Annotated in this window: 4 protein-coding genes; 1 reads left to right on the top strand and 3 read right to left on the bottom strand. The window is 74.3% G+C overall.

Translation table 11 applies throughout. The features are described from left to right. Positions 1-7: 7 nt before the first annotated feature. The 3 genes from ACTWQH_RS32445 to ACTWQH_RS32435 form a co-directional block, all read right to left on the bottom strand. Entirely contained in the window at positions 8-958 is a 951-nt protein-coding gene (locus ACTWQH_RS32445; RefSeq protein ID WP_443290402.1) for a ribose-phosphate diphosphokinase, read from the bottom strand. 79 nt (positions 959-1,037) lie between these two features. Then, the gene (locus tag ACTWQH_RS32440) at positions 1,038-2,777 is read right to left on the bottom strand and encodes a penicillin-binding transpeptidase domain-containing protein (protein ID WP_443290401.1); all 1,740 of its coding nucleotides are present in this window, start codon (positions 2,775-2,777) and stop codon (positions 1,038-1,040) included. A gap of 90 nt (positions 2,778-2,867) precedes the next feature. Further along, a complete protein-coding gene (locus ACTWQH_RS32435) occupies positions 2,868-4,598 on the bottom strand; it encodes a dolichyl-phosphate-mannose--protein mannosyltransferase (RefSeq protein ID WP_443290400.1) in 1,731 nt (576 codons plus the stop codon). Between the two features lie 51 nt (positions 4,599-4,649). Between ACTWQH_RS32435 and rsmI the strand changes: the two genes are divergently transcribed. Further along, positions 4,650-5,513, top strand: an 864-nt coding sequence (rsmI, locus tag ACTWQH_RS32430) for a 16S rRNA (cytidine(1402)-2'-O)-methyltransferase (protein WP_443290399.1), incomplete at its 3' end; no start/stop codon positions are given.

Genomic DNA, 5,513 nt, shown 5'->3' with positions numbered 1-5,513 from the left:
GCACCCCCTACGGCTTGTCGAAGAGCGCGCTGACCGACTCGCCGTTGTGGATGCGCCGCATCGCCTCCGCCAGCGCCGGCGCGATGGACAGCACGCGCAGCTTCTCCGTGCCCTCCGTCTCGTCCGGCGAGAGCGGCACCGTGTTGGTGCACACGATCTCCAGCACGTCCGGCTCCGACCCCAGCCGCTTCAGCGCGCCCCCCGCGAACAGCCCGTGCGTGCAGGCGATACGCACCGACGCGACGCCCTGCTCCCGCAGCCGGTCGAGCAGCTCCAGCACCGTGGAGCCCTTGGCGATCTCGTCGTCCAGCACGATGACGTCCCGCCCGGCCACCTCGCCGATGACCGAGCTGATGCTGACCCGGTCGTCGCTGAAGCGCTGCTTCGCGCCCGCCGCCACCGGAATGCCCAGCAGCCGCGCGAACGCCGCCGCCTCCTTGGCGTTGCCCAGGTCCGGGGAGACCACGACCGCGTTGCTCAGGTCCTGGCCCTTGAAGTGCGCTGCCAGCTCGCGCAGCGCGTGCAGGTGGTCCACGGGCACCGTGAAGAAGCCGTGCACCTGGGGGGAGTGCAGCGTCATCGCCAGGACCCGGCTGGCGCCGGCCGTCACCATCAGGTCGGCTATCAGCCGCCCGCCGATGGAGATGCGCGCCGCGTCCTTCTTGTCGGAGCGGGCGTAGGAGTAGTGCGGCATGACCACGGTGGTGCGCGCGGCCGAGGCGCCGCGGGCGGCGTCCAGCATCAGCAGCAGCTCGACGAGGTGCTCCTGAACGGGGCGCACCAGCGGCTGGATCAGGTAGACGTCGCGCTCGCGGCAGTTGGCCTGGAGCTGCACCTGGAGGCAGTCGTTGGCGAAACGATCGACCCGGGTGGGCCGCAGCGGGACCCCGAGGTGGTCGCAGACCTCGGCGGCCAGCGCCGGGTGGGCGCTGCCGCTGAACACGGCGATGTCCCGCATGGCAAACTCCTCGACGGGCGTGGGGGCGGGGCGTCTGCCGAAGAGCCTACGGTGCGCCGCCCCGCCCACGGCAACCGTGCTACGGAGCAGCCTTCAGCACCTCCGCCACCACCGGCCCGGCGAACTCGCCGCCGTGCCCGGAGGCGGGCACCACGGCCGCCACGGCCAGGTCGTCCCGGTACGCCGTGAACCAGGCGTTCGGCTTGGACTGGCCGTCCACCTCGGCCGATCCCGTCTTGGCGCCGATGTCGCCCGGCACCCCCGCCATGGCCTCGGCCGCCGTGCCGTACAGAGCCGTCGTGTTCATCAGCCCGCGCAGCTCGGCGGCCGCCCCCGGGTCGAGGCTGCCCGCGGTCTGCGCCAGCTCGCGGCCGTCGAAGTCCGGCGGCACCAGGTACGGCTGGAGGAAGCCGCCGTTCTTCACCGTCGCGGAGACCGAGGCCATGGTCAGCGGGTTCATCCGCACGCCGCCCTGGCCGATCAGCGAGGCCGCCATCTGCGCGTCCGACTGCGTCGGCACCTGGCCGTCCATCGTCGACACGCCCACCTGCCAGGTCATGCCGAGCCCGAAGACGTCCCGGGCGTGGTTGCCCAGCGCGTCGTCGTCCAGCTCGGGCGCCTGGCTGATGAACGCCGTGTTGCAGGAGGCGGCGAAGGCGTCGGAGAAGGTGCCGTCCTTGATCTCGAAGTTGTTGTCGTTGTGGAACGGCCAGCCGCCGTACTCGAACTCCTTCGGGCACGGGTGCTGGTCGCCCGCCGACTTGACCAGGCCCTCCGCCATCAGCAGCGAGGAGGTGACGACCTTGAAGGTGGAGCCCGGCGCGTACGAGCCGTGCAGCGCGGTGTCGAAGCCCTCCGCCGGCTTGTTGGCGACCGCCAGGATCTCGCCGGTGCTGGGCTGGATCGCGACCAGCGAGGCGTCGTCCCCGTCCGCGCCCGCCACCGCGTCCTCCGCGGCGGCCTGCAACGCCGGGTCGATGGTGGTCGGCACCTGCCCGGCCGTCGGGTCGGACAGCCGCAGCAGCGGCTCGCCGACCCTCTCGCCCTCGGCGTTCACGATCCGGATCTCAGTGCCGGTGCTGCCGCCCGCCTCCTCGGCGTACCGCTCGCGCACGTCGGCCACGATCCCGGCGAGCGTGGGGTGTTCGTCCACGCTCAGCACGCGGCCGTCGCGGTCCAGCACCTCGACCGGCGGGAACTCGCTGACCGGGCCGGTCTCCACCGACTGGCCCTTCTCCAGGCCGGGGTGGAGCACGGAAGGATCCCAGCGCACCACCGGCCGGTCGGTGCCCTCCTCGCGCACCACCGTCAGCTCCGTCTCGTACGCCCAGTCCGCCTGCTGGGCCCGGCCCTCGGCGTCCTCGAAGCCGACGACCGTGTCGACCGTGAACGGCACCGTGCCGCCCGACGGGGCGGACTCGCCCGGCGTCAGCGTCAGTTCGGCAAGGGAGGCGGACTCGGCCAGCCCGTCGAGCGCCGCCCGCGCCGCCTCGGGGTCGTCGGTCAGCGCCGCCGCCGCGCGGGTCTCGCCCGCCGCCCAGGCGTCCAGGAACGCGCGGGAGGCCCGCAGCACCTCCTCCTCGGTCGGCGGCCCGGCCTCCGGCTCCTCCGCCTCGCCCGGCCGCTCGTCCTCCGTCGACGACACCGACCCGGCCTGCTCGCCGTCGGCCTCGTCGCCGCTCAGCAGGCTGAACGTGCCGAACCCGACGACCGTCGCCACGGCCACGAACACCCCGCCGATCACCGCGAACCGCTGCCGGTCGCCCATCGGCCCCCGCGCCCCGGCCCGCGCCCGGGGCCTGCCCCTATGCCCTGTCACCGTCTCCCCGCAACCGACCGTTAACTCACAGCAATGTCCTGGTGTTCGCAGCCTACCGGCAGCCGGTGACACTCCCACACGTACGGGGGCTCACACCCATGTATCGAGCCACATCCGTGACCGCCACGCGTCCTGGGGGATCTCCATGCCCGTGTAAATCGGGTAAAAATAGATGAAGTTCCAGGCGATCAGCAGCACCAGCACGCCCACCGCCACGATCCCCACGGCCCGCCGCCGCTCCGGGCAGCCCGGCGGGCCGAGCAGCGCGCCGATCAGCATCGTCACCGCCAGACACAGGAACGGCGTCAGCACCACCGCGTAGAAGTAGAAGATGGTGCGCTCCTGGTACATGAACCACGGCAGATAGCCCGCGGCCACCGCGCACAGCACCGCGCCGGCGCGCCAGTCGCGGCGGAACAGCCAGCGGTAGACGGCGTACAGCAGCGCGAAGCAGGCGGCCCACCACAGCAGCGGGGTGCCCAGGGCCAGCACCTCGCGGGCGCAGCCGCTGGCGTAGTCGCAGCCGCCCTCGCCCGGGTCGGAGGCGGAGTAGTAGTAGGTCACCGGGCGGGCGGCGACCAGCCAGCCCCACGGGTTGGACTCGTAGCTGTGCTCCGAGGTGAGCCCGACGTGGAACTCGTAGACCTCGTGCTGGTAGTGCCACAGGCTGCGCACCGGGTCCGGGATCCAGCCGAAGGAGGTGTCGGCCCCGGCGGTGGTGGCCCAGTCGCGGTAGTAGCCGCCGTCGGTGAGGAACCACCCGGTGAAGGAGGCGGCGTACACCGCCACCGCCACCGGCACCAGGGAGCAGAACGCCGGGAGCGCGTCGCGCCGCAGCATCGCGCGGTAGGGGCGGCGGGCCCCGGCGGTGCGGCGTGCCGCGGCGTCCCACAGCACGGTCAGCACGCCGAAGGCGGCCAGCACGTACAGCCCGTTCCACTTGGTGGCGCAGGCCAGCCCGAGGCACACCCCGGCCGCCAGCCGCCACGGCCGCCAGCCGAGCCCGAGGCGCGAGGCCGTCGCGTCGTGCGGGCGCAGCACCCCGTCGGTGCTCTTCGGCAGCGCGGCGGCGAGCCGGGCGCGGGAGGCGTCGCGGTCGACCAGCAGGCAGCCGAAGGCGGCCAGCAGCCAGAACATCACCACCAGGTCGAGCAGCGCGGTGCGGCTCATCACGAAGTGCAGCCCGTCCACGGCCAGCAGCGCCCCCGCGACGCAGCCCAGCGCGGTGGAGCGGAAGAGGCGGCGGCCGATGCGGCAGACCATCAGCACCGACAGGGTGCCGAGCAGCGCCACCATGAAGCGCCACCCGAAGGGGTTGAGCCCGAAGACCCACTCGCCCAGCGCGATCATCCACTTGCCGAGCGGGGGGTGGACGACGTACGCGGCGTTGTCCTGGAAGGGCGTGACCCCGTCGATGATCCGCTCGTCGGCGTCGTCCGGCCAGTCGGTCTCGTAGCCGGCCCGGAGCAGGGACCAGGCGTCCTTGGCGTAGTAGGTCTCGTCGAATATCACCGACTCCGGCTTGCCGAGGTTGGTGAAGCGCAGCGCGCCGGCGACGAGCGCGACGAGCAGCGGCCCGCCCCAGCCCATCGCCCGCGCCAGCCGGGCGGCGGCGCGTGGCGAGAAGCCGAAGTACGCCCACATCCGGGTGCCGGGCTCGGGGAACGGCGGCACCAGCCGCTCGCCGACTCCGGCGCGGCGGCGCGGGACGTACCCGAAGCGCCACAGCCGCCACTGCCAGGCGCCCGGCTCGTCGGCGGGCAGCGGCCCGGGTCCTGGCGGGGCCTCGCTCACGGTCTGGCTACTCCTCACGCGGGCCATCTTGGCATCCGGGACCGCCCGGCCCGTGCGAGCTGCGACGATGGAGCCATCATGAGCACCCCGAATGAGCCCGGCCAGCCCGGCCAGCCCGGCCAGCCCGGCGAGCCAGGCGTCCTCGTCCTCGCCGGTACGCCGATCGGCGACCCGTCCGACGCGCCCGCCCGGCTCGGCGCGGAGCTGGCCGCCGCCGACATCGTCGCCGCCGAGGACACCCGGCGGCTGCGGCGGCTGGCGCGCGAGCTGGACGTGCGCCCGGCCGGGCGCGTCGTGTCGTACTTCGAGGGCAACGAGCGTGCGCGTACGCCGGAGCTCGCGCGCGAGCTGGAGCGCGGCGCGCGGGTGCTGCTGGTGACGGACGCCGGGATGCCCTCGGTCTCCGACCCCGGCTACCGGCTCGTCGTCGCGGCGGTGACCGCCGGGGCACGGGTGACGGCGGTGCCGGGCCCGTCGGCGGTGCTCACGGCGCTGGCCGTCTCGGGGCTGCCGGTGGACCGGTTCTGCTTCGAGGGCTTCCTGCCGCGCCGGGCGGGGGAGCGGGCCGCGCGACTGGCGGAGGTGGCCGCCGAGCCGCGCACCCTCGTCTTCTTCGAGGCGCCGCACCGGCTCGGCGCGACGCTGGCGGCGATGGCGGAGGCGTTCGGCGGGGAGCGGCGGGCGGCGGTGTGCCGGGAGCTGACCAAGACGCACGAGGAGGTGCGGCGCGGGCCCCTGCGGGAGCTGGCCGCGTGGGCGGAGGCGGGCGGGGCGCGCGGCGAGATCACGCTCGTCGTCGCGGGCGCGGAGCGCGCTCCCGCGCGGTCGGCGGACCCGGCCGAGCTGGCCCGCCGCGTCGCCGACCGTGAGGCGGCGGGCGAGCCCCGCAAGGCGGCGATCGCGGGCGTGGCCCGCGAGGCGGGCCTGCCGAAGCGCCAGGTC

Source organism: Streptomyces sp. 6N223 (assembly GCF_052246635.1).
Taxonomy (GTDB): domain Bacteria; phylum Actinomycetota; class Actinomycetes; order Streptomycetales; family Streptomycetaceae; genus Streptomyces.
The sequence above is the reverse complement of the archived record's forward strand: the minus strand, read 5'-3'. Positions and strand labels throughout refer to the sequence as shown.

Excerpts from the sequence above, each read along its gene's own strand:
- ACTWQH_RS32445 (WP_443290402.1), bottom strand. The coding sequence starts at position 958 with ATGCGGGACATCGCCGTGTTCAGCGGCAGCGCCCACCCGGCGCTGGCC.
- ACTWQH_RS32435 (WP_443290400.1), bottom strand. The coding sequence starts at position 4,598 with ATGGCCCGCGTGAGGAGTAGCCAGACCGTGAGCGAGGCCCCGCCAGGA.